This window comes from Phytobacter diazotrophicus, assembly GCF_052061655.1.
GTDB classification, from domain to species: Bacteria; Pseudomonadota; Gammaproteobacteria; order Enterobacterales; family Enterobacteriaceae; genus Phytobacter; species Phytobacter diazotrophicus.
Window position 1 is genome coordinate 2,937,879 of the sequence record NZ_CM125428.1, and the last position, 22,509, is coordinate 2,960,387.

General features: G+C 52.6%; 24 protein-coding genes. 10 read left to right on the forward strand and 14 right to left on the reverse strand.

Features of this window, described 5'->3' with window-relative positions; genetic code table 11:
* The first annotated feature begins 19 nt into the window (after positions 1–19).
* Both ACS0RQ_RS14335 and ACS0RQ_RS14340 read left to right on the forward strand, forming a co-directional pair.
* Positions 20–1,387: an MHYT domain-containing protein gene (locus ACS0RQ_RS14335; RefSeq protein WP_334633205.1), complete on the forward strand. Its 1,368-nt coding sequence runs from the start codon at positions 20–22 to the stop codon at positions 1,385–1,387.
* 143 nt (positions 1,388–1,530) lie between these two features.
* On the forward strand, positions 1,531–2,751 hold the full coding sequence (locus tag ACS0RQ_RS14340) for a sensor domain-containing diguanylate cyclase (RefSeq protein WP_334633203.1): 1,221 nt from the start codon (positions 1,531–1,533) through the stop codon (positions 2,749–2,751).
* A gap of 54 nt (positions 2,752–2,805) precedes the next feature.
* Here the strand turns inward: ACS0RQ_RS14340 and ACS0RQ_RS14345 are convergent, their stop codons facing one another.
* Together ACS0RQ_RS14345 and ACS0RQ_RS14350 are read right to left on the reverse strand one after the other, a co-directional pair.
* A complete protein-coding gene (locus ACS0RQ_RS14345; protein WP_039076991.1) occupies positions 2,806–2,994 on the reverse strand; it encodes a YdiH family protein in 189 nt (62 codons plus the stop codon).
* 352 nt (positions 2,995–3,346) lie between these two features.
* Positions 3,347–4,963 (reverse strand): peptide ABC transporter substrate-binding protein, encoded by a 1,617-nt coding sequence (locus tag ACS0RQ_RS14350; protein ID WP_271851158.1) that lies wholly within the window; start codon positions 4,961–4,963, stop codon positions 3,347–3,349.
* 188 nt (positions 4,964–5,151) lie between these two features.
* On the opposite strand from ACS0RQ_RS14350, the gene mpaA reads away from it, so the two are divergent.
* Positions 5,152–5,865: a murein tripeptide amidase MpaA gene (mpaA, locus tag ACS0RQ_RS14355; RefSeq protein WP_039076961.1), complete on the forward strand. Its 714-nt coding sequence runs from the start codon at positions 5,152–5,154 to the stop codon at positions 5,863–5,865.
* Here the strand turns inward: mpaA and ycjG are convergent.
* Complete coding sequence (gene ycjG, locus ACS0RQ_RS14360; protein WP_271851159.1) at positions 5,847–6,821, reverse strand: L-Ala-D/L-Glu epimerase; 975 nt, start codon at positions 6,819–6,821, stop codon at positions 5,847–5,849. The two genes, mpaA and ycjG, sit on opposite strands and share 19 nt — an antisense overlap.
* A gap of 117 nt (positions 6,822–6,938) precedes the next feature.
* Between ycjG and tpx the strand changes: the two genes are divergently transcribed.
* Entirely contained in the window at positions 6,939–7,445 is a 507-nt protein-coding gene (gene tpx / locus ACS0RQ_RS14365) for a thiol peroxidase (protein WP_132439330.1), read from the forward strand.
* Positions 7,446–7,486: 41 nt separating this feature from the next.
* Here the strand turns inward: tpx and tyrR are convergent, their stop codons facing one another.
* The 10 genes from tyrR to pspA all read right to left on the reverse strand — a co-directional run bounded on the left by tyrR (position 7,487) and on the right by pspA (position 14,462).
* A complete protein-coding gene (gene tyrR, locus ACS0RQ_RS14370) occupies positions 7,487–9,028 on the reverse strand; it encodes a transcriptional regulator TyrR (protein WP_271851160.1) in 1,542 nt (513 codons plus the stop codon).
* Between the two features lie 141 nt (positions 9,029–9,169).
* Positions 9,170–9,529 (reverse strand): helix-turn-helix domain-containing protein, encoded by a 360-nt coding sequence (locus tag ACS0RQ_RS14375; protein ID WP_271851161.1) that lies wholly within the window; start codon positions 9,527–9,529, stop codon positions 9,170–9,172.
* Positions 9,530–9,534: 5 nt separating this feature from the next.
* The gene (locus ACS0RQ_RS14380; protein ID WP_271851162.1) at positions 9,535–9,837 is read right to left on the reverse strand and encodes a type II toxin-antitoxin system HigB family toxin; all 303 of its coding nucleotides are present in this window, start codon (positions 9,835–9,837) and stop codon (positions 9,535–9,537) included.
* Between the two features lie 95 nt (positions 9,838–9,932).
* Positions 9,933–10,994, reverse strand: coding sequence for a YcjF family protein (locus tag ACS0RQ_RS14385; RefSeq protein WP_271851163.1), 1,062 nt, complete (start codon positions 10,992–10,994; stop codon positions 9,933–9,935).
* Positions 10,991–12,388, reverse strand: a complete 1,398-nt coding sequence (locus tag ACS0RQ_RS14390) for a YcjX family GTP-binding protein (RefSeq protein WP_271851196.1) — start codon at positions 12,386–12,388, stop codon at positions 10,991–10,993. Before ACS0RQ_RS14390 ends, ACS0RQ_RS14385 begins: the two co-directional genes overlap by 4 nt.
* Before the next feature lie 112 nt (positions 12,389–12,500).
* On the reverse strand, positions 12,501–12,815 hold the full coding sequence (pspE, locus tag ACS0RQ_RS14395; RefSeq protein WP_079497516.1) for a thiosulfate sulfurtransferase PspE: 315 nt from the start codon (positions 12,813–12,815) through the stop codon (positions 12,501–12,503).
* A 91-nt stretch (positions 12,816–12,906) separates the two neighbouring features.
* Positions 12,907–13,125 carry a phage shock protein PspD gene (gene pspD, locus ACS0RQ_RS14400; RefSeq protein WP_271851164.1) on the reverse strand — a complete coding sequence of 73 codons (219 nt, stop codon included), beginning with the start codon at positions 13,123–13,125 and terminating at the stop codon, positions 12,907–12,909.
* A gap of 17 nt (positions 13,126–13,142) precedes the next feature.
* Positions 13,143–13,502 carry an envelope stress response membrane protein PspC gene (gene pspC, locus ACS0RQ_RS14405; RefSeq protein WP_039076955.1) on the reverse strand — a complete coding sequence of 120 codons (360 nt, stop codon included), beginning with the start codon at positions 13,500–13,502 and terminating at the stop codon, positions 13,143–13,145.
* The gene (gene pspB, locus ACS0RQ_RS14410) at positions 13,502–13,726 is read right to left on the reverse strand and encodes an envelope stress response membrane protein PspB (protein ID WP_039076954.1); all 225 of its coding nucleotides are present in this window, start codon (positions 13,724–13,726) and stop codon (positions 13,502–13,504) included. Before pspB ends, pspC begins: the two co-directional genes overlap by 1 nt.
* A gap of 67 nt (positions 13,727–13,793) precedes the next feature.
* Positions 13,794–14,462 carry a phage shock protein PspA gene (pspA, locus tag ACS0RQ_RS14415; protein WP_039076953.1) on the reverse strand — a complete coding sequence of 223 codons (669 nt, stop codon included), beginning with the start codon at positions 14,460–14,462 and terminating at the stop codon, positions 13,794–13,796.
* A 166-nt stretch (positions 14,463–14,628) separates the two neighbouring features.
* On the opposite strand from pspA, the gene pspF reads away from it, so the two are divergent.
* The 6 genes from pspF to sapF all read left to right on the forward strand — a co-directional run bounded on the left by pspF (position 14,629) and on the right by sapF (position 20,990).
* A complete protein-coding gene (gene pspF, locus ACS0RQ_RS14420) occupies positions 14,629–15,609 on the forward strand; it encodes a phage shock protein operon transcriptional activator (RefSeq protein ID WP_271851165.1) in 981 nt (326 codons plus the stop codon).
* 98 nt (positions 15,610–15,707) lie between these two features.
* Positions 15,708–17,351, forward strand: coding sequence for an ABC transporter substrate-binding protein SapA (sapA, locus tag ACS0RQ_RS14425; RefSeq protein ID WP_271851166.1), 1,644 nt, complete (start codon positions 15,708–15,710; stop codon positions 17,349–17,351).
* The gene (gene sapB, locus ACS0RQ_RS14430) at positions 17,348–18,313 is read left to right on the forward strand and encodes a putrescine export ABC transporter permease SapB (RefSeq protein WP_271851167.1); all 966 of its coding nucleotides are present in this window, start codon (positions 17,348–17,350) and stop codon (positions 18,311–18,313) included. The genes sapA and sapB overlap by 4 nt, the downstream gene beginning before the upstream one ends.
* The gene (gene sapC / locus ACS0RQ_RS14435) at positions 18,300–19,190 is read left to right on the forward strand and encodes a putrescine export ABC transporter permease SapC (RefSeq protein ID WP_271851168.1); all 891 of its coding nucleotides are present in this window, start codon (positions 18,300–18,302) and stop codon (positions 19,188–19,190) included. Before sapB ends, sapC begins: the two co-directional genes overlap by 14 nt.
* A complete protein-coding gene (gene sapD, locus ACS0RQ_RS14440; protein WP_271851169.1) occupies positions 19,190–20,182 on the forward strand; it encodes a putrescine export ABC transporter ATP-binding protein SapD in 993 nt (330 codons plus the stop codon). The genes sapC and sapD overlap by 1 nt, the downstream gene beginning before the upstream one ends.
* Before the next feature lies 1 nt (position 20,183).
* A complete protein-coding gene (gene sapF, locus ACS0RQ_RS14445; protein WP_039076947.1) occupies positions 20,184–20,990 on the forward strand; it encodes a putrescine export ABC transporter ATP-binding protein SapF in 807 nt (268 codons plus the stop codon).
* 179 nt (positions 20,991–21,169) lie between these two features.
* Here sapF and ACS0RQ_RS14450 read toward each other — a convergent pair whose 3' ends face one another.
* Entirely contained in the window at positions 21,170–22,351 is a 1,182-nt protein-coding gene (locus tag ACS0RQ_RS14450) for a fimbrial protein (protein WP_271851170.1), read from the reverse strand.
* Positions 22,352–22,509 lie beyond the last annotated feature (158 nt).

Genomic DNA, 22,509 nt, shown 5'->3' on the forward strand with positions numbered 1-22,509 from the left:
AGCGGGCGTGAAATGCATAATGCTTTATGTATCGTGGGACCCCATACTTATCGGTATTTCTTTTGTCGTGGCGTTCATTGCCTCATTCGTGGCGCTGGATAGCGCCAGCAAAATTTTTTCTTCAACCGTTCGTGGCGCGCTGTTCTGGCGACTCTGTGGCGGTGCGACACTAGGCATGGGAATATGGTCGATGCATTTTGTTGGCATGCTGGCAATGCGCATGCCTATCGTCATGCATTACGACTTAGTGTTGACCATTGCATCCTTCGTTGTTGCCTTAATTGCTGCAACACTGGCCATCAACGTTGTTGTCAGTGAAGAGATACTGCCCTTTAAACGCCTTATACTGGCGACCTGTTTATTGTGTGTGGGTATAGTGGGAATGCACGCTCTCGGTATGGCCGCCCTCACCGATTACGTCACCCTCTACTGGAACGCTCCGCGTCTTATCCTCTCAGTCGCCATTGCTTTTTTTGCCTCTGGCTTTTCGCTATGGCTTGCCTTTGTTCGCCAGGTCAACCATCACGGCGCATTTATCTATCGGGTTTTTGCTGGTCTCGTTCTCGGTATCACGATATGCGCCATGCATTATGTGGCGATGAGCGCCGTTGAGTTTAGCAATGGTAAAGACAGCGCTGGAATTATTGTTCGCAGTACTGCCTATTACTCGACACATACCAGCGTGAGCGAAGCCGGTCTTTCAATTTGGGTCTCGACCTCCACGCTGATTGTACTGGGAATAATGCTGTTTATTTCACTCATTGACTCCCAGATCCGCACCTCGCGGCTCACAGAGAGCCTGCGTCAGTTGAATCATCAACTGGAGATGCAGGCCCATTTCGACCCCCTGACCAACCTGGCAAATCGAATCCAATTCGATATCTTACTGGATGCATGCCTCGCCAGTGCGGCAGCCCAGCGGCAGCGATTCGCCTTATTATTTATGGATCTGGACCGTTTTAAGCAGGTTAATGATGCGTATGGACACCATGTTGGTGATTTATTATTAAAGTCCGTCGCTATAAGGCTTTCGACCTGCGTTAATGCAAAAATGACACTGGCACGCCTTGGCGGTGACGAGTTTATTTTGCTGGTACCTGATTGTATTGATGAGGAAATCACCACGCTGGCAAAAAGGTTGGTAGATACTATTCATTTTCCGTTTTACGAGCAGGGCCATGTCATCAACGTGTCATTAAGTGTGGGTATCAGTTTTTATCCCCAACACGGCGACACCGTGCAGGATCTGAAATTTAAAGCAGATGCAGCGATGTATCGCGTTAAACAAAATGGACGAAATGGTTGGGAAGTCTGGCACCCGGCAATAACCCACAATGCGGCAAACACTCCTTTTTTCCTCTCAAATATTTCAGTCAACCAAAAGTAAAGTTTGCTTATTGCAACGATACATATCAATTCCCATTTTTTTGCGATAGATTTTCCTCAAGCCTGAGAATAAAAGTGCCGAAAACGCTATTATTCGATAAGTTACAATGACTAAAGCGACGCGCACGATAAGGGGATAAACCCATGCTGACAGATCGCCTGGATGCGCTAAACCTGTTGACGACTCCCGTTTGGGTAGTTTCACCCGATACAGAAGAACTGCTCTTCACCAACGCAGCGGCTAAGAAATTGACCGCTGAGCGTTCAGTACGGGAATTGCGAACTGGTACATATTCGGCATATGCACAGCACAGCCTGGCGATGTACCTGCCGGGTCTCAGGGGCGAGCAAAATATTATTGAAGTATGGACTGTTTACATTGATGGCGAAGAGGTGAGTTTAAGTTGTAAAGCCTCCCTGCGCGAAATCAGTGGCATAGGTGAGGTGATTTTTTTTGAAGGATTATCATCGGGAACATCCGCCAGACTTAAAGCCAGCCGCTCAACAACATACCGCCCTCGTAAACAGGGGTTTTATGCCCGTTTTTTCTATACCAACTCCGCACCTATTCTGCTTATTGATCCTGCCAGAGATGGTCTTATCGTTGATGCCAATCTCGCTGCACTGCGTTTTTACGGCTACTCATACGATGAGATGTGCCAAAAGCACACCTGGGAGATCAATACCCTCGGACGCGGTATTTTGCCAGTGATGGCCGAAATCGCCCATCTGCCTGGCGGCCATAAGCCGCTCAACTTTGTGCACAAGCTGGCTGATGGCTCAACCCGCCATGTGCAGACCTATGCCGGCCCGGTAGAAATCTATAACGACCGACTGATGCTATGCATTATTCACGATATTACCGAGCAGAAACGACTCGAGCAGGAACTGGAGTATGCCGCACACCGTGATTTACTCACCGGTTTGCTCAATCGCCGACAGTTCTACCATCTGACTGAACAGATTATGCCGACCGCGTTCGATTTCAGCCTGTTGCTGGTCGATACCGACCACTTTAAACGCATCAATGATCAGTATGGGCACCAGAAAGGTGATGAAGTCCTGATACAACTTTCCCGCACGCTTGAGCAACATTGCCGACGCGGAGATTATGTTTTCCGCTGGGGCGGCGAAGAGTTTCTGTTGTTGTTGCCGCACACGACAGAGGAAACCGCTGTTAGCATCGCTGAACAGTTGCGCCAGGCCGTCGCCAGTATCAATATTCCCCAACTTCCGGGTTGCACTGTGAGTATCGGCGTGGCTCGCCACCTGGCGGGAGAGTCACTGGATGATCTGTTTAAGCGTGTTGATGAAGCGCTGTACCGCGCAAAAAACAGTGGGCGTAATAAGGTGCTGGCAGCCTGAATTCGAGAGAAAAAATGCGCCCTGGCGAGGGCGCTTTTCAACGATGGGTGTTATTTAGTGGATGCCCATCCGCCAGGCAAAATCGATCTCTTCTTTTAGCTCGCTATGCGAGAGCGTCAGCAAATCCGCGAATTCCAGCCTGAGTTGTTTTAATTTCTTAAGGTATTCCGCAGGCGTCAATCCGCTCTTATCGCGACGGAGATATTCAATTGCCAACTGAGTGGGGTCTAGTTCGGTGTGCATATAATCCTCATGTGTGGTTAAAACATAATCACTATAACACATTATTTCGACCATTTTTTGACCAAAGTCGTATGCGCGTTCGTCTCTACACTTATTTTTGTGCAAGGCAGTCTATAAAATTCAGGGAGTTATGATGCGCCGGGAATAGCGAGATAAATGAGTTAACTTTTATGAATTTTGCGAGGACGCAGCCCATTTAACACAGTTCCTGGCGCTTCTCCCGCCTCCAGCCACCTGGCAACCCTCCTTTCTTCGATGGCAACATCGGCCTATGGGAAAACGGGAAAACGCGGTGCTGGCGCTGCATCAGCGCCAGCGGAGATGTCGAAAGACGTTACACCCGTCAGAAAACTCAGTGCTTAATCAAATACATTGTACGTGTATACGCCACATCTTCCGGGTTAGTGATGGGATAGCCTTTAAGCCATGGCTTAATCAGGCGACCATTGGTGTATTGATAGATAGGAATGATAGGTGCTTTTTCCGCGATGATCTTCTCGGCCGCATTGTAATCCGCATTGCGGGCTTCGGCCTGTGTCTCTTGTGCGGCCTGATTCATGACCTTGTCATATGCCGGATCGTTAAAACGCGCGATGTTGCCGCTATGGGTAGATGTCAACAGCGACAGGAAGGTAGACGGTTCATTGTAATCCCCCACCCATGAGGCGCGGATAACATCAAAGTTGCCAGTATTTCGGCTATCAATATACGTTTTCCACTCCTGGTTTTGCAGTTTGACATCAATGCCCAGATTCTTTTTCCACATCGACGCCAGCGCAATCGCGATTTTCTGATGCGTTTCGGAGGTGTTATACAATAACGTCAATTCCAGCGGGCGTTGCGGGCCATACCCTGCGGCCTGGAGCAGGGTTTTCGCCTGGGCATTGAGCTCCGCCTGGCTCACCTTTTCCAGCGCCGAAGGCTGTGGTTTAAAGCCTGCGGTGACGTCCGGTGTGAATCGCCAGGCCGGTTTTTCCCCGGTTCCCAGCACTTTCTCCGCCATCACGCGGCGGTCAACGGTCATACTCAGCGCCAGACGTACGCGCGGATCGGCTGTCGGCCCTTTTTGCGTATTAAGGGCATAGTAATAGGTGCCGAGCTGCGGCGGGGTGTAAACCTGACCAGGAATCTCCTTGAGCAATTTCTGGTACTGGTTTTTCGGGAAGGACTCCGTGATATCAATTCCTCCGGCAAGATAGCGATTTGTCGCCGCCGTTTCCTGATTGATCGGTACAAATGTCACTTTCTGAATGACGGTTTTACTATTATCCCAGTAATGGGTATTCGGTTTGAGTTCAATTTTCTCATTCACCACCCGGTTTTCCAGCACATAAGCGCCATTGCCGACCAGGTTACCTGGACGCGTCCAGTCAGGGCCACTTTCAACATTCGCTTTCTGCACCGGGTAAAACGCGAAATTAGCGGCCAGGTTCGCAAACCATGGTAGCGGCTTGTCGAGTTGTACCCGCAACGTATGGGCATCAACCGCCGTCACGCCAAGCTTATCCGGCGTCACCTTGCCATCAACGATTTCCTGCGCATGGGTGATTCCTGCAAGCGCCGCAAACCAGGCAAAAGGCGATGTTGTTTTCGGATCGACCAGGCGCTGCCAGCTATAAACAAAATCTTGTGCGGTGACCGGCGTGCCGTCGGACCATTTCGCATCATTACGCAGGGAGAATGTCCAGACGCGGTTATCGCTGGTCTGCCATTTGGTGGCCACGCCAGGGATGATGTCGCCTTTCTCATTCTGATTGACCAGGCCTTCGTACAGATCGCGAATGACCTGAATCTCCGGCAGCCCTACCGCCTTCGCCGGGTCAAGCGATGCGGGTTCGTCTTTAATATGGCGAACCAACTCCTGTTTCTGAGCCAGCACCGTGCCCTGCGGAACATCCGCAGCCCAGGGCGATGAGGAAAAACCACAGAGTAAAAGCGCACAACTGAGCAACGAAACAGGATGCTTCATGAGATCCCCTTTTTATGTTTTGAAGCAAAACGAAAGATGAGGTAATTATTTGTTTTAGAAAGAGCGAATGCAAATTTTCGTCGATGGAAAGTTGACGGCTATTCCTTTCTGCCTGAATACAGCAATAATTTGCCCAGGCGAGAAATATGCCCAACACTTGCAATAAGCCAACCAGAATAAGGATGACTATGCCTGCTTCACGCCCACGCCCGGAACGGGGCGCCTTTCCTTCCGGTAGCGAATATTACGGACACTCTCTGTTAGGTGCCCCGCTCATTTGGTTTCCGGCAACCGAAGCTTCACATGCCAGTGGGCTTATCATTGCGGGAACCCATGGTGATGAAAATTCTTCTATTGTGACGCTTTCCTGCGCCTTGCGGACATTGAAACCAGAACTTCGTCGACACCATGTTGTGCTGGCCGTCAATCCGGATGGTTGCCAGCTTGGCCTGCGCGCGAATGCCAGCGGCGTGGATTTGAATCGCAACTTTCCTGCCGCAAACTGGAAACCCGGCGAGACGGTTTACCGCTGGAACAGTGCCGCCGAAGCGCGTGATGTGGTGTTATCGACAGGTGATGCACCCGGCTCCGAACCAGAAACTAAAGCATTGTGCCAGTTGATTCATCAGGTCCGCCCCGCCTGGGTGGTGTCGTTTCACGATCCGCTGGCGTGTGTGGAAGATCCTCGCAACAGCGCCTTTGGTCAGTGGCTGGCGCAGGCGTTTAACTTACCGCTGGTCACCAGTGTCGGCTATGAAACACCCGGCTCTTTCGGTAGTTGGTGTGCGGATATGAATTTACACTGCATCACACTGGAATTCCCGCCAGTTTCAGCCGATGAAGCCAGCGAGAAATACCTCAGCGCGATGACAGCGCTACTGCGTCATGATGTGGAGAGATGAAGCTGACCAGGGGTGAATTGCAGCGACGGTTCGACATCTACCGCAAGCCAGGTAGGGCCGTCGAGATCGGCAAAGCGAACCTCACCCACCAAAGGTAGTGCCGCGCCAATGGCGCGTGAGGTACAGATCATGCAGCCCAGCATCAGGCCAAAACCCTGCTCATGCGCCGCACGGGCCAGCGCCAGCGCTTCTGTCAACCCGCCGGTTTTATCGAGCTTGATATTAACCATCTCATAACGCCCCGCCAGCGCGGCGAGATCCCGTTGCGTGTGGCAACTTTCATCGGCACAGATGGGCAACGGATGAATAAAGTTATCCAGCGCGGCATCATCGCCTGCCGGAAGGGGCTGTTCGAGCATTGCCACGCCAAGGTCTGCCAGAAGCTGGCAACGGGCAGCAAGTCCTTCACTTTGCCAGGCCTCATTGGCATCAACGATCAACGTGGCTTCCGGTGCAGCGGCACGTATTGCCACCAGCCTTTCGCTGATCAAATGATCGTCAAGCTTCACCTTAAGCAACTTTGCCCCCGTCTCCCAAAGCGCCGAGGCACTGGCGGCCATTTGCTCAGGCGTACCGATGACCACGGTTTGCGCAGTGGTGACTATGGTGGGCAATGTCACTCCCACATACTGCCCAAGCGTCATTCCCTGTCGCCGGGCTTCCAGATCCCAAAGCGCACAGTCAACGGCATTACGCGCCGCACCGGCAGGAAGCAATGTCTGGAGTTCTTCGCGGGTCAAACGATTTTCCAGTTGCGGCAGGATCGTCATAATCTGCGCAATCACTGAAGCTTCGCTCTCGCCATAACGTGGGTATGGTGTGCATTCACCTACGGCTTTCACGCCGTCTTCTTCCAGTTCAACAACCACTACCCGAGCCTCGCTGCGCGCACCCCGTGCGATCACAAATGGCGTGTGTAACGGCCAGGTTTCATCATAAACCTTAACGCTTCTCATCCCTTTCTCCTCTGCCGCCTTTTCCACGATTATAGATGTGAAATTAGGTTTGCCGTGGTCCTTGCTTTCAGAATACACTAGCGATGAAGTTAACTATATGTAAACAGGAAGATATATATGTCACAGCTTGTCCATTTCCAGGGTAATCCAGTTTCCGTTGCCGGTAAGATTCCGCAGGTCGGTTCCAAAGCCGCACCGTTCTCTCTCGTGGCGAAAGACCTGTCTGACGTTGCATTGAGCCAGTTTGCAGGAAAACGTAAAGTTCTGAACATTTTCCCGAGCATTGATACCGGCGTATGCGCCGCATCTGTGCGTAAATTTAACGAATTGGCAACAGGCGTAAACGACACTGTCGTTCTGTGCATTTCCGCTGACCTGCCGTTCGCCCAGTCTCGCTTCTGCGGCGCAGAAGGTCTGAGCAATGTGATCACCCTGTCCACTCTGCGTAATACTGAGTTCCTGGAAAACTACGGTGTGGGTATTTCCGAAGGCGCGCTGAAAGGTCTGGCGGCACGTGCTGTGGTGGTCATTGACGAAAACGACAATGTCATTTTCAGCCAACTGGTGAATGAAATCACCAATGAGCCTGACTATGCTGCCGCACTTGAAGTGCTGAAAGGCTAATAAAGTCTGCCCGGTAACACCCTGTTACCGGGCAATTCGTATTACTCGTCACCCTTCTTCTGGCTCAAACCATATTCCCGTAGTTTATTCGCGATCGCCGTATGCGAAACACCAAGGCGCTTAGCCAGCTTACGCGTGCTGGGGAAACTGCGATAAAGCTGTGTCAGTACCGAGCGCTCAAAGCGGCTGGTGATCTCATCAAGCGACCCTTCCATAGCATCTTCGCCGACAGGCAGGGTAGCGGCATCAAAGTCCGGCAGCAGAATATCCTGTGAGCGTAGCTCGTAGCCTTCCAGTTGGGTAAGCGCACGGTAGATCGCGTTTTTCAACTGACGAACGTTACCCGGCCAGCCATAACGGGTCAGAACTTTACCCAGATCGGCCGATAATTTAGGCCGGGGAACGCCCTGCTCATCGGCAAAACGGGCAACAAAGAGCTCGGTCAGCGGCATGATATCCTGCGGACGCTCCCGCAACGGCGGTAGATTCAGCGTCAGAACATTCAGGCGATAATAGAGGTCTTCGCGGAACATCCCCTTTTGCACCAGCTCCACAAGGTTGCGCTGGGTGGCGCAAATCACCCGCACATCGACGTGTACTTCATGGTCTTCCCCCACCCGGCGGAAAGTCCCGTCATTGAGAAAACGCAGCAGTTTAACCTGCATACGCGCCGACATTTCGCCGATTTCATCCAGCAACACAGAACCGCCATTCGCCTGTTCAAAAAAGCCCTTTTTCCCTTCCGGGGCATGACCAAACAGTTCACTTTCGACGGCATCTTCCGGAATCGACGCGCAGTTCAGCGCCAGGTAGGGTTTCGCCGCTCGCGGACTGGCCATATGGCAGGCTCGTGCCAGCAAATCTTTACCCGTCCCCGTGTCACCGGTAATGAGTAGCGGTGCCGTAAGCGTAGCCAGCTTCCGGGCCTGCTCCATCACCTGACGCATCTTCGGACTGACGGCAACAATCTGGCTGAAAGCGCCCAGATCCTGTTGCGAAAGATTTTGTAATTGACGCCCCATTCGGACAGTGGAACGTAGCATCACCACCGCGCCGGTCAGTACCGGTTCGCCGGTTTCGCCTTCCAGATGAACCGGGGTGATTTCCATCAGGAAATTTTGCCCATTAATGGCAACATGTTCGCTATGAGAGTTGTGCGGGTTGCTTTCCAGCCAGCGCGTGAAATTGAAACCGGAAATGAGCTGTACCGCGTTGTGATTGCGCAGTTTGCTCTGGTCCAGCGCAAATAGCTGGCAACTCGCCGGGTTCGCCAGTTCAATCTTCCCTTTCATATCAAGCGATAAAACGGGTTCAGGCAACGCCTCCAGCACCGCACTCAGCGCACGATGCTCACGCTCGGAAGGCATCCACAGCACGGTGCGCACGTCGGTTACGCCAGGGATGCGGCGAATCTCTGCCATCAGGCTGCTGAATGTATTGAACTCCAGAGCAGCAAAATTCAGGTAGATGCGCCCGACAGGGTCTATCTCGATTCCGCGTAAATCAATGCCGCGTAGCACCAGTAAATCCAGCAGTTCGCGTGTCAGACCCAGTCGGTCTTCACAAAAGACTTCAAGACGCATGGAAATATCACCCCAGATAATCAACGAATGCCGGGATGATATGTCAGTTCCTGTCTGGCAGGAAGATGTCTGTCAAGAAATATTGACAGCATGGCGGAAAAGTGGGCGCTGTGCCGTAAAGTTAAACGCGCAGCGCACAATTTATAATCCAACAAGGCTTTCCAGGGGAATGCCAAACTGGAGGTGGAGTTTTCGAATCATCGGTAACGTCAGATTGCGCTTACCGTTCAGAATTTCGTATACCCGGTTCGATTTGCCAATTGCAGACTCCAGATCGCTGACGGTCAATCCTTGTTGCTCCATCCTGAATTTTATGGCCTCAATCGGATCGGGAGGGTCGATTGGATAATGTTTTTTTTCATACTCTTCGATAAGCAAACACATCACCTCAAAATAATCACCCTCAGGTGTGTTCATTTGAGGTTCATTGTCGAACATAGGGGCAACCGCTTTTAACGCGGCTTCGTAATCCTGTTCCGTTTTGATTAATTTGATTTGCATACAGATTACCCTCGTTCAACGTTGTCTGCATCGACAACATCATATTCATGATGTGTGCCTATAAATTTCACAAACACCCAGCCTCGTTGATACGCAATCGAGACAATTAAACGGTAGTCGTTACCTTTAATGTTGAACACGACCCTCCGGTTTTTGAGAATGCTTGCACTGCGGTATTGAGATTTAATGTCTGCAGGTGTTTTCCATTCAGCCTGCTGAACCTCATCGTGCCATGCTTTTAAGGGCTGTTCCGCATCCGGATGTGCCGTCCAAAAATCTCTGAGCGCTTTGATGGATATGATCTTCATTGAATTATCCCTGTCCCATCATGGGACCTATCCATTTTATCCCAAAATGGGACTCCTGTAAAAATAACCACAGTAAACTTAACGGCAAGAGAGAACTATCCATCTCGCTTCGACGCTTTGCCTTTTTGCACCGTCTCTTTGAGCTGCACCACTAACTGGCGACGAAAATCGCCAAGACGCGGTTTGTCATCGCCCAGCCACGGTAACGGGCGGCACAGTTCCATGGCTTTGATGCCTAACCTGGCAGTCAACAGGCCTGCGCCGATCCCCTGCGCGGCACGGGCGGAAAGCCGGGCGGCAAGATCTTGCGACATCCAGTCCATCCCCACTTCACGCACCATTTCACTGGCGCCAGCAAAGGCAATATTGAGCAGCACCAGGCGAAACAGACGCAGTCGACTGTAATACCCCAGCTCAATACCATAAAGCGTGGCAATGCGGTTTATCAGACGCAGATTACGCCAGGCGATAAACGCCATATCCACCACCGCAAGCGGGCTGACGGCAATCATTAATGTTGACTCAGCCGCGGAGCGACTGATTTCACGCCGCGCCTGGTTATCCAATACAGGCTGAACGATATGGGCATATAGCGAGACCACTTCCCTGTCATTTTGCGTCTCATGGATAGCCGCATACCAGCGCTGGAGTGCAGGATGCGCGTGGTCAAGCCCGGCCTGGCGCGCCAGATTTTCACAAAATGCGCGACCTTTCCCTGTACCGTGGCTGTGAAGCAGTTCCCGCGCCTCGTCTCGTGCCTGGGCTCGCTGCCGCAATCGCCATAACCGACGCCACTCCGTCGCCACTGACCCAACGCCCGCACCGACAATCAATGCACCAGCGGCGCACCCGCCCATAGCGACCCAGTCCTGAGTTTGCCAGGCATTCATCGCCCATTGCACGCCCTGACCGACAACGCTTGCGCCAAACAGCGCCATCCCGGTGAGCACCATTTTGCGCCACAGGCTGCGTTTCGGGTGCAGCGCCGCTTCTACTGCGGCTTCTGCCGGGCCTTCTTCGCGGATCTCGTCGGGATTGACTGGCGCGAAGTTATCAGCCAGATCGTCGCTGAATGTTTGCGCGGCCTTGACCTGCATGACGGTCTCCGCTTCCAGCGGTCCGGCAAAATCGATACGCGGTTTGAGGGGTTCACTCATCGCAATTTATCTCCCAATAAAAATTCCAGCGCAGCGTCCAGACGGATATGCGGCAATGGCTTATCCACATCCAGCGCCTGAGGACGGAAGGACTCAAACTGAAACCCTTGTTTTTCCCAGAATGCCTGGCCTGGCAGACGCGCCGGCACCTCACCGGGGTAAAATGTCAGGGGAGAACCATCGCTCAGCCGATGGCCACGTAACGCAGGAATTTTCTCGCCATTAACATCAATCAGCCCACTCTGGGTCGCCTGGACAGAGGCCAGACCAACGCAGTCCATGCTGATCCCTTCAAATGCGGCGTTTTGCCACGCATCCTGAATCAGTTGCTGGAGCAACGACACCATATTGGCATGCTGGTCGAGCGTGACATGATCCGCTTTTGTGGCGGCAAACAGCAGCTTATCGATAACCGGCGAGAAGAGACGGCGAAACAGCGTCCGCTGACCGTAGTGAAAGCTTTGCATCAGTTGCGTCAGCGCCAGACGCATATCATTAAAGGCTTGTGGCCCGCTGTTGAGCGGTTGCAGGCAATCCACCAGCACAATCTGGCGGTCAAAACGCAGGAAGTAATTTTTATAAAAATCCTTCACCACATGTTCGCAATAGTAGTTAAACCGCTCGCGCAGCATGCCCGCGTTAGTGTGTTTGCCCGCCTGCGCCAGTCTGGCTTCCCCCGCTTCGTCCACATTGGGCCATGGGAAAAATTGCAATGCAGGTGCGCCGGCCATATCACCGGGCAGAACAAAACGCCCCGGCTGAATAAAATGCAGCCCTTCGCGTTTGCACTGATGCAAATAATCTGTCCAGGCGGCGGCAATGTCTGCCAGGCGGTTTTCATCGGCAGGCGCTAAAGGATCCAGCCCTTCATACAAGGCCTGCCACTTCTGCGACCATTCGCCACGTTGCCCCTGTAACAGGCCGCGCATCTGTCGTGACCAGCTTAGATAATCCTGAGCCAGCATTGGTAAATCCAGCAGCCATTCCCCCGGATAATCGACAATTTCCAGATACAGCGTGGAGGTCTCTTTAAAATGGCGCAGCAGCGACTCCTGCGACCGGAAGCGCAGCGCGAGTCGAATCTCGCTGACACCGCGTGTCGGGGTTGGCCAGACGGGTGGCGTACCATAGAGCTGCGCAAGCCCTTCGTCATAGGTAAAACGCGGAATACCAAAATCACGTTGAGGAACGCGTTTAACACCAAGCAGTCGCTCTTCACGTACCGCGCTAAACAAGGGAAGCCGCGCGCCTGCATGAACGTTAAGTAATTGATTCACCATTGCGGTGATAAACGCCGTCTTTCCGCTGCGGCTAAGCCCCGTAACGGCTAACCGCAGATGGCGATCCATTCCCCGGTTTACCAGGGCGTTAAGTTCATTTTTCCAGCGTTCAATCGTCATTCCGTGCCGCCATGAAATCAGAAAATTTATTCATAGAATATATGAGATGAGGTGCACTTCGGCAGATATCAACGGTAGCGAGGTGAATGCCCCGCCACCAGAAGGTTTATTTGGAGGTAACGACAGGCTTATTCAGACCGGCTATGCCGCCCATATTGATGACATGCTGGTAACCCATTTGCTGTAATGCCTCCTGGGCCAGCGTCGCCTGACGCCCGGAATTGCAGTACAGATAAAGGGTGTCCTCTTTTGCCAGTGGCGAAAAGGTTCCGGCCTGAATATCACTGAGCGGTATGTTCAGTGCGCCCTGAATATGTTCGTGCTGATACTGCTCCGGGATCCGTACGTCGATCCAGTGCTCCGCGGCAAAAGTGGGCGTGCTGGCAGCGAGCGCAGCGGCGATAACCGTTTGTTTTAACATCTTTCCTTCCTTTGGTTTTGTTAATTCCTTCGCCAACTATACGCCCGGCTACAACCCGGTTGTAGCGCTGTTATCGCATTTTGCGCACGGGTTACTTCATAAAGCGTTTCGAGAATCGGCTCGCCGCGCGACTGAGCAACGGTTCAAGCGCAAAAGCCAACAACATTTTTACCGGGCGTCGCGCCACCGATTTTACCGCCCAGCCTGCAACCCCTGCCGGGCCATAGCGCAACGCGGCCAGCAGGACAACTTTCCCGGCGATTTTCATCCCCGGTTTAACTTTCTGTGTAGCCTGTCGCCAGGTTGCCATTGCCTGATACCTCTTCATTAAAGCTGTCGGAAACGACTACGCAAAGAGAACGTGTCGGAGGTGACATAACGCTCCATCTGGCGCAGACGACGCTCACCGGCTGCCAGTTCCGCATCCACGGCATCCAGAAGCTGGCTGCTGGTTGGTGTGTTTTCGGCGTCCACTGCGCTCTCCGGCATCGGATCCAGAACGAAGGTCATAACGATATAGACCACCACAACCGGGAAAAACAGCCCGAACAGCATGGCCAACACCGTTATCAAACGGATCAACTTCACCGGTACATCCAGATAGTGCGCAACACCGGCGCACACCCCTTTCACCATGCCTTCCTGTGGGATACGCCATAATTTTTTATTGCTGTTTAAACCTGCCATCAGCGATCTCTCCAGTTCGGATGCTCTGCATCAAGAATGTCTTCCAGCGCCTGAATACGTTCACGCATTCGCCGTGCATCGTCGGTCAGTTGCACCAACCGTTGCTGCTCACTTTGCGGTAGTTCACCGCGTGAGGTACGGTTGTTGTAATGGAGCCATAACCAGACCGGCAAAATAAACAGAACGAATAACGTCAGGGGAATGGCCAGAAAAAGCGCGCTCATGTGTACTCCTTACAGGTGATAATGGGGCGACATCTCCCGATGCCGCCTGCAATGTCTTGCAAAAAAGTTATTGATTATCTTGTTTCATTTTTGCTTTCAGCTGCGCCAGTTGTTCGCTAATTTCGTCATCTGCTTTCAGTTCAGAGAACTGCTGATCCAGCGTTTTGTGTTTACCAAAACCATGACTTTCAGCTTCGGCTTCCATCTGGTCAATACGACGTTCGAAAGACTCAAAACGGGCCATCGCTTCATCAATCTTGCCGCTATCAAGCTGGCGACGCACATCACGGGACGAGCTCGCCGCCTGGTGGCGTAAAGAGAGCGCCTGCTGGCGTGCGCGCGTTTCGCTGAGTTTGCTCTCCAGCTCGCCAATCTCTTTTTTCATCCGGGCGAGAGTTTCATCAACCTGCACCACTTCCTGCTCCAGCGTATCGATAAGCGCCGTCACTTTCTGCTTCTCGATCAGCGCCGCACGCGCCAGATCGTCTTTATCTTTGCGCAGAGCCAGCTCGGCTTTTTCCTGCCATTCAACCTGTTGCGCGGTCGCCTGCTCAACGCGGCGTACGAGCTGTTTTTTCTCTGCCAGCGCACGGGCTGAGGTTGAACGTACTTCGACCAGCGTGTCTTCCATTTCCTGAATCATCAGACGCACCAGCTTTTGCGGATCCTCAGCGCGCTCCAGCAGCGAGTTGATGTTAGCGTTCACGATGTCGGCAAAACGAGAAAAAATACCCATAATCTGTTCCTCTTAATTTCTGTAATCGGGCCTTGCCCTGCTCTCAGGTATTACAATCTTCGTGCCAATTTTTTAATTTATTGATTTTAAAAGAAACACTCTATTTTACCGTTGCGTATTTTTAGTTTAGAGTGGTGAATAACGCTAACAAGTGGCGAAATTCATCATGGCTGAACAAAGAGACAATCTGCTGGGCGAGTCCAACAGCTTTATTGAGGTGCTGGAACAGGTTTCGCGTCTGGCGCCGCTCGATAAACCGGTGCTTATCATCGGTGAACGCGGCACAGGGAAAGAGTTAATCGCCAACCGTCTGCACTATCTGTCGAGCCGTTGGCAAGGGCCGTTTATCTCCCTCAACTGCGCTGCCCTCAATGAAAATCTGCTTGATACCGAGCTGTTTGGCCATGAAGCGGGCGCCTTCACCGGGGCGCAAAAACGTCATCCAGGTCGGTTTGAGCGCGCCGATGGCGGCACCCTGTTTCTTGATGAGCTGGCCACCGCCCCGATGCTGGTGCAGGAAAAACTGCTGCGCGTGATTGAATATGGTGAACTGGAGCGCGTTGGCGGCAGCCAGCCTCTGCAGGTTAATGTACGCCTGGTGTGCGCCACCAACGCCAACCTGCCGGAGATGGTTTACAAAGGCACTTTCCGCGCCGACTTACTGGACCGTCTGGCCTTTGATGTGGTGCAACTTCCCCCGTTACGCCAGCGCCAGAGCGATATCATGCTGATGGCCGATCACTTTGCCATCCAAATGTGCCGCGAACTTAAATTGCCGCTGTTTGCCGGATTTACAGAGCGCGCGCGCGAAACGTTGATGCGTTATAACTGGCCGGGGAATATTCGCGAGCTTAAAAACGTCGTTGAACGCTCGGTTTACCGGCACGGGACAAGTGAAACGCCGCTCGATGAGATCATCATTGACCCCTTTAACAGCGAGACGCCCATCGTTGACGCGGTTTTACCTGAACCGGACGGTCTACCGAGGCTGCCTGTCGACCTCCGCCAGTTCCAGCATCAGCAGGAACGCGAGTTACTGTTAAACAGCTTGCAGCAGGCAAAATTTAACCAGAAACGGGCGGCGGAGCTGCTGGGATTGACCTATCACCAGTTGCGGGCGCTACTGAAAAAGCACCAGATAAGCTGAAATCGCTGACAATAACAGCAGTCGTTATCAGACATTTGTACGAAGCTATGGCAAGTGCGATACACTTTGCACATGAACCTAAAATCGTTGAATAAAACATGCGTCTGCTTTCCCCTTTCCTGCTAATCACCGCGAGCCTGTGGGCCGGTATTGCGCACTCTGCTTCACCGCAGGCGGCGACTGCCGATATTCGCGACAGTGGCTTCGTTTATTGCGTCAACGGGCAAGTAAGCACGTTTAATCCACAGAAAGCGGGCAGCGGTCTGATTGTCGATACGCTGGCAGCGCAACTTTATGACCGCCTGCTGGACGTTGACCCCTATACCTACCGCCTGGTGCCTGAACTGGCGGAAAGCTGGGAAGTTATGGACAACGGTGCGACCTACCGCTTCCACCTGCGTGATGGCGTTGCCTTCCAGACGACGCAGTGGTTCAAGCCTAAACGTAATTTCAACGCAGACGATGTCGTTTTTACCTTTCAGCGCATTTTTGATCGCGACAACCCCTGGCATAACGTTAATGGCACCAGCTTCCCTTATTTCGACAGTCTGCAATTCGCAGATTCCGTACAAAGTGTGCGCAAGCTCGATAGCCATACCGTCGAGTTTCGTCTGCGCCAGCCAGACGCCTCCTTCTTATGGCATCTGGCGACTCACTACGCCTCGGTAATGTCTGCGGAGTATGCGGCAATGCTGGCAAAATCCGACCGTCAGGAACTTCTTGATCGCCAGCCCGTCGGCACCGGACCGTTCCAGTTAGCAGAGTACCGCGCCGGGCAGTATGTCAGGTTACAACGTCACGCCCATTTTTGGCGTGGCACGCCGCTGATGCCACAAGTGGTGGTAGATCTGGGCTCAGGTGGAACAGGCCGACTCTCAAAATTATTGACCGGTGAGTGCGATGTGCTGGCCTGGCCTGCCGCGAGTCAGTTAACCATTTTGCGTGACGACCCGCGCCTGCGCCTGACCCTGCGTCCGGGTATGAATATCGCCTATCTGGCGTTTAATACTGACAAAGCGCCGCTCAATAACCCGGAAGTTCGCCATGCGCTGGCCTTATCGATTAACAACCAGCGCCTGATGCAGTCCATCTATTACGGCACGGCCGAAACGGCGGCATCGATTTTACCTCGCGCGTCCTGGGCTTATGACGGTGAAGCCAGGGTTACCGAATACGATCCGGAGAAAGCGCGAAAACGCCTGAAAGAACTCGGGCTGGAAAACCTGACGCTGCATTTATGGGTGCCGACCACATCGCAGGCCTGGAACCCCAGTCCGCTGAAAACAGCAGAACTGATTCAGGCCGATATGGCGCAGGTTGGCGTGAAGGTAGTGATTGTTCCCGTTGAAGGCCGTTTCCAGGAAGCGCGCCTGATGGACATGAACCATGATCTTACCCTCTCAGGCTGGGCAACCGACAGTAATGACCCGGATAGCTTCTTCCGTCCGTTATTGAGCTGTGCGGCTATCGATTCCCAAACCAATTTCGCCCACTGGTGTAACCGCGATTTTGACAGCGTCCTGCAAAAAGCGCTGGCGTCGCAGCAGCTTGCCTCGCGTATTGATGCATACGATGAGGCGCAAAATATTCTGGCGCAGGAACTGCCGGTACTGCCGCTCGCCTCATCGCTTCGTCTGCAGGCTTATCGCTACGATATTAAAGGGCTCGTGCTGAGCCCGTTTGGCAGCGCCTCGTTTGCCGGGGTGACGCGGGAAAAAGAAGAAGAGGTGAAAAAACCATGATCATTTTTACCTTACGCCGCTTATTGCTCCTGCTGGTGACGCTCTTTCTGCTGACTTTTATCGGCTTTAGTTTGAGCTATTTCACCCCACATGCGCCATTGCAGGGCGCCTCGCTGTGGAACGCCTGGGTTTTTTGGTTTAACGGGCTACTGCACTGGGATTTTGGCGTGTCGAGCATCAATGGTCAGTTGATTTCTGAACAACTGAAAGAGGTCTTCCCGGCAACCATGGAGCTGTGTATTTTCGCCTTTGGCTTTGCCTTACTGGTGGGTATCCCCATAGGCATGATGGCGGGCATTATGCGCAATAAATGGCAGGATAAATTGATAAGCGCCATCGCCCTGCTCGGCTTCTCCATTCCTGTATTCTGGCTGGCGCTGCTCTTAACACTGTTCTTCTCCCTGACTCTGGGCTGGCTGCCGGTTTCTGGCCGCTTCGATCTGCTCTACGAAGTGAAGTCTGTTACCGGGTTCGCTATCCTCGATGCATGGCTTTCTGATTCGCCGTGGCGTGACGAGATGATTATCAGCGCCATCCGCCATATGGTGTTGCCGGTTCTGACACTCGCGGTTGCCCCCACCACCGAAGTCATCCGTTTAATGCGTATCAGCACCATCGAAGTCTTCGACAAAAACTATATTAAGGCTGCCGCCACGCGTGGTATGTCACGCCTGACTATTTTGCGCCGCCACGTTCTGCATAATGCCCTGCCGCCGGTCATCCCACGCCTGGGGCTGCAATTTTCGACGATGCTGACGCTGGCGATGATTACCGAAATGGTGTTCAGTTGGCCAGGCCTGGGGCGCTGGGTTATCAACGCAATCCGCCAACAAGATTATGCGGCAATTTCTGCCGGGGTAATGGTGATAGGCTCGCTGGTTATCATCGTGAACGTGCTTTCTGACATTCTGGGCGCACTGGCGAACCCATTGAAACATAAGGAATGGTATGCCTTACGATAGCGTCTATAGCGAAAAGCGCCCGCCCAGCACCCTGCTCACCGCGTGGCGAAAATTCTATGGTGACACGCCGGCAATGATCGGTCTGTACGGCTGTGCGGCCCTGGCGGTGTTATGCGTGTTCGGTGGCTGGTTCGCGCCCTACGGCATTGATCAGCAATTTTTAGGCTATCAGTTGTTGCCGCCGTCCTGGTCGCGCTATGGCGAGGTCTCTTTCTTTCTCGGCACCGATGACCTGGGGCGCGATGTATTAAGCCGTTTGCTAAGCGGTGCGGCCCCCACCGTCGGGGGCGCATTTGTGGTGACGCTCGCCGCCACGCTTGTTGGCCTGGTGTTAGGCGTCTTCGCCGGGGCGACACATGGTCTGCGCTCAGCGGTACTCAACCATATTCTCGATACCCTGCTCTCCATTCCGTCACTGCTGTTGGCCATCATTGTGGTGGCCTTCGCCGGGCCGCACCTTTCTCATGCCATGTTTGCCGTCTGGCTGGCGCTCCTGCCGCGCATGGTGAGGTCGGTTTACAGCCTGGTGCATGATGAACTGGAAAAAGAGTACGTTATTGCCGCCCGTCTTGATGGCGCATCCACGCTGAATATTCTGTGGTTTGCCGTGCTACCAAACATGACCTCCGGACTGGTCACCGAAATTACCCGTTCGCTGTCGATGGCCATTCTGGATATAGCGGCGCTGGGCTTCCTTGATCTGGGCGCACAACTTCCTTCTCCGGAATGGGGTGCCATGCTCGGTGATGCACTGGAACTCATTTACGTTGCCCCCTGGACAGTAATGCTACCGGGTGCTGCAATTATGTTGAGCGTTTTGTTAGTCAATCTGCTGGGCGATGGTATTCGCCGCGCGATCAATGCGGGGGTGGAATAATGCCACTGCTGGATATTCGCAATCTGACCATTGAAGTGAAGACTGGTGAAGACTGGGTTAAGGCCGTTGACCGGGTTAGTCTGACGCTGGCCGAAGGGGAAATCCGCGGTCTGGTGGGTGAATCCGGTTCAGGTAAGAGCCTTATCGCCAAAGCCATTTGCGGGGTGACGAAAGAGAACTGGCGGGTGACCGCCGACCGTATGCGTTTTGATGATATCGATCTGATGCGGCTTTCCGCGCGCGAGCGCCGCAAGCTGCTTGGCCATAACGTTTCCATGATTTTTCAGGAGCCGCAGTCGTGTCTCGACCCGTCTGAACGAATTGGCAAACAGTTGATGCAAAACATTCCCGGCTGGACGTGGAAAGGCGGCTTCTTCCGTCGTATTGGCTGGCGCAAACAGCGTGCTATTGAACTGCTGCACCGTGTGGGCATTAAAGATCATAAAGACGCGATGCGCAGCTTCCCCTATGAGCTGACCGAAGGGGAATGCCAGAAAGTGATGATCGCTATCGCACTGGCCAACCAACCACGCCTGCTGATTGCCGATGAACCGACAAACGCCATGGAGCCGACAACACAGGCACAAATCTTCCGTCTGTTAACTCGACTAAACCAGAACAACAACACTACCATTTTGTTGATCAGTCATGACTTGCAGATGCTGAGCAAATGGGCCGACCGCATTAACGTCATGTACTGTGGGCAAACCGTGGAGACCGCACCAAGCGAAGAATTGGTGACGACACCGCATCATCCCTATACCCAGGCGTTGATTCGCGCCATCCCTGATTTTGGCAGTGCCATGCCGCATAAAAGCCGCCTGAACACCATGCCGGGTGCCATTCCGTTGCTCGAACATCTGCCGATCGGCTGTCGCCTTGGGCCGCGCTGTCCTTATGCCCAGCGCAAATGTGTAGAAAAACCGCGTCTGAGTGGTGCGAAAAACCATCTGTATGCCTGTCATTTCCCGTTGAATATGGAGAGAGAGTGAGATGGTTGAAACGCTGCTCGAAGTGCGCAATCTAAGTAAGACGTTCCGCTATCGTACCGGGTGGTTTCGTCCGCAAACCGTGGAAGCGGTTAAATCACTCAGTTTTACCCTGCGTGAGAAGCAAACGCTGGCCATTATCGGCGAGAATGGCTCTGGCAAATCGACCCTGGCAAAGATGCTGGCAGGCATGGTGGAACCGTCCACCGGTGAGTTACTGATTGACGATCATCCTCTGCATTACGGCGACTATTCATTTCGTAGTCAACGTATCCGCATGATTTTCCAGGACCCGTCGACCTCGCTGAACCCGCGTCAGCGTATCTCGCAGATCCTTGATTTCCCGCTACGTCTGAATACTGATCTGGAGCCGGAGGCACGGCAAAAGCGCATCTATGAAACGTTGCGCATGGTTGGCCTGCTGCCCGATCACGCCAGTTACTATCCGTACATGTTCGCGCCGGGGCAAAAACAGCGTCTGGGGCTGGCACGCGCTTTAATATTGCGCCCGAAGGTGATCATTGCCGACGAAGCGCTGGCGTCTCTGGATATGTCGATGCGCTCGCAACTGATTAACCTGATGCTGGAATTACAGGAAAAACAGGGTATTTCATATATTTATGTGACTCAGCATATCGGTATGATGAAACATATCAGCGATCAGGTTCTGGTGATGCATCAGGGTGAAGTGGTTGAACGCGGGAGTACCGCGAGCGTGCTGGCTTCGCCGCTTCACGATCTGACTAAGCGCTTGATTGCCGGACATTTTGGCGAGGCGCTGACTGCCGATGCCTGGCGGCAGGATCGCTGATAATGCTTAAGGCGCGCTTCGCGCCCGGCAAATAGCACCGCGATGGTTTTCATTTGGTGCTATTGGTTATTTGCCCGGATTTTATCAGGTAAATATATCTGACCATCTTTATTAGTCTGAAAGAGGTTGAGCAGCGTTATCGGCCCGTCCCGGCGAACCGATTTTTCCACTGCCGTAGCTCACTGGTAATTGGCCAGGATTTCTACCAGGCCATTCGCTGGTCCTGGCTGTACTGTACCCGTTGTGCGAATATACCGGGCGGCCATTTTTATCGTACCGTCCCCCGACACGGCATTACTGCCTGTGGCGTAAGGTCCGGCGGCAAAATTACTGCTTATGCCGCTCGCATTGGTCGGCGTATTGAGCTGTACCGGTTTCGCTGGTGTCTCACCCTGGCTGCCGTAATCTCCCCAGGCAAGCTGAATGCCTACCCCCTGCGCCCCGGAGCCGTCGAGTTTGAAAATGCCTTTAGAGGCATTCACCACACCATCACGCGGCTTAACGGTGACCATCACGGCACTGTTTCTTGTAACAGCCGTAGGGCTGGAAGGGTTTGAATAATAGCCCCAGGCATCCGGGCACCGTAACTGAAAACTGGCATCCACCCACGAAGTGCCATACCCCTCGGGCGCATTCGCCGGGATATTACGATTGCCCATTTGTACGGTTTTTGAGGCATTGACAAATTCACAGGTACCAGAATAGACGGATGTCGTAATTTGCGGAAATTTAATGATGTCCGTAAAACATAACCTGGGATTGGTACCTGTTGAATAGGACGTACAATTATTTATCACGTCTCCCGCTTCGGTAGCCCCAACCCCCTGTGCTAAGGCAGGCCCCTCAATATTAAGCAAACCGGACGGCAGTGAATCTGCTGAGGACGAGTAACGCCATAAACGTATGTCTGCCCATAATTGTACGTTATTCCTGTCTGTACTTACTGAATATTTAGTCAGCGCAGTTGGTGTGATTGGTTCTCCTTTAGATTGTGAACCTGGATCAGCATCATTATAAGAGATACCAATACCGTCTACCGTTGTTTTGTAAATACGATAGTTCGCATATTGCCCCGAGCAAACTTCAACCGCTGAACGGTCTGCCCTATTTATTAAGGTATAATAGGTTACCTTTGGACTCCCATCATTTTTCTTTGCCCATGTCCCTCCCATATTAACCGAATTAACGCTGCCTATCATTGCACAATTCGACAGACCAGTCCCCAGCGTGACTTTATTTGCGAGGTTTGCACTATAAGGTCTAACCACTGTGCCATCTATGGTAATATTAATATCTTCTGCATAAACTGTCTTGCCAGCTAATATCAGCACAATACTTATTACTGTTGTAACCTCTCGCATAAGGCACTCCTTGTACGCTGCCATCCATTATAGGAAATATACAATAGTTCATCATGAATAGATATTAGATCTCTCCAGAATAATGACTCACAAGACAAAAAATGCCTTTTTAATTAGTTTTTTATATAAAATCCAATAATATTATTCATATGAAAAAT